This is a genomic window from Nocardia sp. NPDC004722 (genome assembly GCF_053601505.1).
Window position 1 is genome coordinate 1 of the sequence record NZ_JBSGBY010000745.1, and the last position, 3,616, is coordinate 3,616.

The following is a 3,616-nucleotide window of genomic DNA, read 5'->3' on the forward strand; positions in this document are numbered from 1 at the left end:
TCGGCATATGGGCATCCAATGTTCGAGCATTGTGACCGCGCCCCTGGCGGAGGTGTTCGACTGGTTCGGACGTCCCGGCGCCTTCCGCCGGCTCGCCCCGCCATGGCAACCCGTGGCGATCGAATCGGAGGCGGACTCGCTCGCCACCGGGCGGGCCGTGCTCCGATTGCCCGGCGGGCTGCGCTGGGTGGCACGACATCGACCAGCCGACTTCGAAGCGCGGCATCGCTTCGCCGACGAGATCGCCATCGACGGCGTGGCCTCCCTGCCGGTGGGCGCGATGCTGCGGTGGCGGCACACACACGAATTCGAGGCGGTCGATGACGACCACACCCGCATCATCGACCGGGTCGACACCCCGATCCCCACGTCGGTGCTCCGACCCATGTTCGACTACCGCTACCGCCAGCTCGCCGGGGATCTCGCCGCCCACCGCCGTGCCGCCGCACAGGGATTCGAGACGTCGACCATCGCCCTCACCGGGTCGTCCGGTCTGGTCGGCTCGGCACTGTCGGCCTTTCTGAGCACCGGCGGGCACCGCGTCATCGATCTGGTCCGGCGCGCGCCGGTGAAAGCCGGTGAGCGGCAGTGGGATCCGCGGTCCCCCGCGCCCAACCTCCTGGACGGCGTCGATGCCGTCATCCATCTGGCGGGCGCATCCATCGCCGGGCGGTTCACCCCGGCGCACAAGCGGGCGATCCTGGACAGTCGCATCGAACCGACCCGAAAACTCGCCGAACTCGCGGCGGCCTCGCGCGTGCCGGCCTTCGTGAGCGCGTCGGCCGTGGGATATTACGGCGCCGACCGGGGCGACGAACTGCTCGACGAGACAAGTTCGCACGGGACCGGATTCCTGGCCGAGGTGGTGGGGCGGTGGGAGGCCGCCGCCGCGGCGGCGAGCGGAACCGGAACCCGCGTGGTGATGGTGCGCACCGGGATCGTGCAGTCGCCCCGCGGCGGGGCGCTCCGCCTGCAACGGCCGTTGTTCGCCGCCGGATTGGGCGGCCCGATCGGCGACGGCCGGCAGTGGCTGCCGTGGATCGGCATCGACGACCTGGTCGATGTCTACCACCGGACACTGTGGGACCGAGAACTGTCAGGACCGGTCAATGCCGTTGCGCCGCAACCCGTCCGGAACATCGACTACGCCCGCACCCTGGCCAAGGCGATGCACCGGCCCGCGCTGCTGCCGGTCCCCCGAGTGGGCCCGGCCCTGTTACTCGGCCGCGAGGGCGCGGACGAACTCGCGGCCGCCAGCCAGCGCGTCGTACCCACCCGGCTGCTGACCGCCGGGCACCACTTCCGCCGCGAGGATCTCGATTCGGCCCTGCGCCACCTCTTGGGCCGGACCACCGCATCGCAGCCGTGACGTCCGAATGGGATTGCTCATCCTCGACGAACCCACCTCGGGTCTCGATCTCGGATCAACGGTATTCGGACTGATCGTCCCGCGGCCGGTGTCATCGCCTACGCCGCCCACACTTTCGCCGCGAAGCTGGGAATGTTCTGGGCCGAACGCTTTTCACCGTCCCCTCGGCGTCTACCGCTTCAACCACCGAGACCTCGGCAGCTGAACGCGGCCAGGTTTCCCTGGCAAGGCAGGTGGTACTGCGGCGAGGACAGGTTCGAGTCCTCGGGCAGGAGACGCAGTCGTGGGATTTTCTGAGCAACAGCAGCAGGTGCCCGGATCGCAGCAGCGGATGCGGCCACCGCCGGACTGCGGGGAGGACACCTATCGCGGTTCGGGAAAGCTCACCGGCAAGGTCGCCGTCGTCACCGGCGCGGACAGCGGAATCGGCCGCGCCGTGGCCATCGCATTCGCCAGAGAAGGGGCGGACGTGGTGATTTCGTATCTGAACGAGCACTCCGAGGCTGCCGAGGTGGCGAAATACGTCAGCGACGCGGGCCGTCACGCCGAGTTGGTGCCGGGAGATCTGTCGGACCCGGCACACTGCTACGCGGTGATCGACACCGCCGTGGAGCAGTTCGGCAGAATCGATGTGCTGGTGAGCAATGCCGCCTATCAGATGACCCATGAGAATCTCGAGGAAATAAGCGACGCGGAGTTCGATCACACCTTCAAACTGAATGTTTCGGCATTCTTCACACTGGTGAAAGCCGCACTGCCGCATCTGCGCCCGGGCGCGTCGATCATCGCAAGTTCCTCGGTGAACTCCGATATGCCCTCCCCCACGCTCGCGCCGTACGCGGCCAGCAAGGCAGCCATCGCGAATCTGTCCGCCAGTTTGGCGCAACTGCTGGGGCCGCGCGGCATTCGGGTGAACAGCGTCGCACCCGGCCCGATCTGGACACCGCTGATTCCCTCCACCATGCCGCCGGAGAAGGTCGCCGCCTTCGGCGAGGACACACCGCTCGGACGCCCGGGACAACCGGCCGAACTCGCTCCCGCCTACGTGCTGTTGGCCAGTGACGACGGCAGCTACATCTCCGGTGCGCGGCTGGCGGTGACCGGCGGCCGTCCCATTCTGTGACCCTGCCGCCGAGGCACGTTTCACGGCGGAGCTTCCGGTTACTCGACCGACTGCCGACCATCCGATCGGCGCTCAGGACACCGGAAGGAAACCCGATGCTGATACTCACCCCCACTGCCGTGGCGGCGGTTCGCGATATCACGACCGGCGCAGGCGCCCCACGGCAGGCGGGTCTGCGGATCACCACTGCGGACGATGCCGACAGCTTCCGCCTCGCGGTGGCCGCCGAGCCGTCACAGGACGACGAGGTGTTCGACGCCGAGGGGGCTCGTGTGTTCCTCGACGAGAAGTCGGCCGCCTACTTCGACGACAAGATTCTCGACACCGGCGTCGACACGGCGGGCAACCCCACCTTCGTGGTCGGACCCCAACCCACCGGCGAGTAGGCGCGGCCGTGCGGTGGCGGCGCATCGAGTGTTGTTGCGCCGCCATCGGATTGCGAGTCCGGATTCGGCGGTTTAGGGCTGTCGGCTGTGGAAACCCTTGGAGGGAACCACGATCCGAGGAATACGAGATGCAGCAACTGAGATCGCGCCTGATATCCGCCGCTGCCACCGCGGAGCGACCGTTGAATTTCGAGAGCGCGAACCGCTTACGGAGACAAGTACGAGCCCTGTCCGCCGAATTCGACCGCACTCGGTACTCCGAGACGGAACATTCCGAACTCGGACGGCTGCGAAACGAAGCCGAACGGAAGGCCGAAATGGCAGTTCGACGCGCCGACGGCATCCGACCGGGAAGCCATCTCAGATAATCACGTTTTGATAACGCTCGGAATGGGAACTCCTTGGTCATGGCAACGTCACGGAAACCCCATTTCCCGTTGGCCGGAACAGACCGCGGCACTGCGATTTTGGCGGGCTCGACCTGCGCGATCCTTATCGGCGGCATAGCGGTCATGACGCATTCCGCCGTCGCGGCGGTCGTCGCCGGCGCGGTCTTCCTCATCGGCCTGGCCGTGGTGCTCGGCATGCTCCCCGATCACTAGCTCTATTCTGAACCGTGCCCGCCCTGTGGCCGGATAGCTAGTTCGAGGTGTCAGCGGGCGAACACCGAACTTCTGCACCAGCCCGGCACCCGCACCCTGGGCGATCAGGGCGGCGAAGGCCAGCGGGGTGAAGGCC

4 protein-coding genes are annotated in these 3,616 nt (G+C 67.4%); 3 read left to right on the top strand and 1 reads right to left on the bottom strand.

Annotated features, from left to right (window positions below):
- Positions 1-7: 7 nt before the first annotated feature.
- From ACWELQ_RS41035 to ACWELQ_RS41045, 3 genes are all read left to right on the top strand, one after another.
- Complete coding sequence (locus tag ACWELQ_RS41035) at positions 8-1,369, top strand: TIGR01777 family oxidoreductase (RefSeq protein ID WP_452402390.1); 1,362 nt, start codon at positions 8-10, stop codon at positions 1,367-1,369.
- Between the two features lie 283 nt (positions 1,370-1,652).
- Entirely contained in the window at positions 1,653-2,492 is an 840-nt protein-coding gene (locus tag ACWELQ_RS41040; RefSeq protein ID WP_452402387.1) for a glucose 1-dehydrogenase, read from the top strand.
- Positions 2,493-2,587: 95 nt separating this feature from the next.
- Complete coding sequence (locus ACWELQ_RS41045) at positions 2,588-2,878, top strand: hypothetical protein (protein WP_452402388.1); 291 nt, start codon at positions 2,588-2,590, stop codon at positions 2,876-2,878.
- Between the two features lie 416 nt (positions 2,879-3,294).
- On the opposite strand, the gene ACWELQ_RS41050 is transcribed toward ACWELQ_RS41045, so the two are convergent.
- A partial coding sequence (locus ACWELQ_RS41050) for a hypothetical protein (protein ID WP_452402389.1) occupies positions 3,295-3,616 on the bottom strand: 322 nt, incomplete at its 5' end.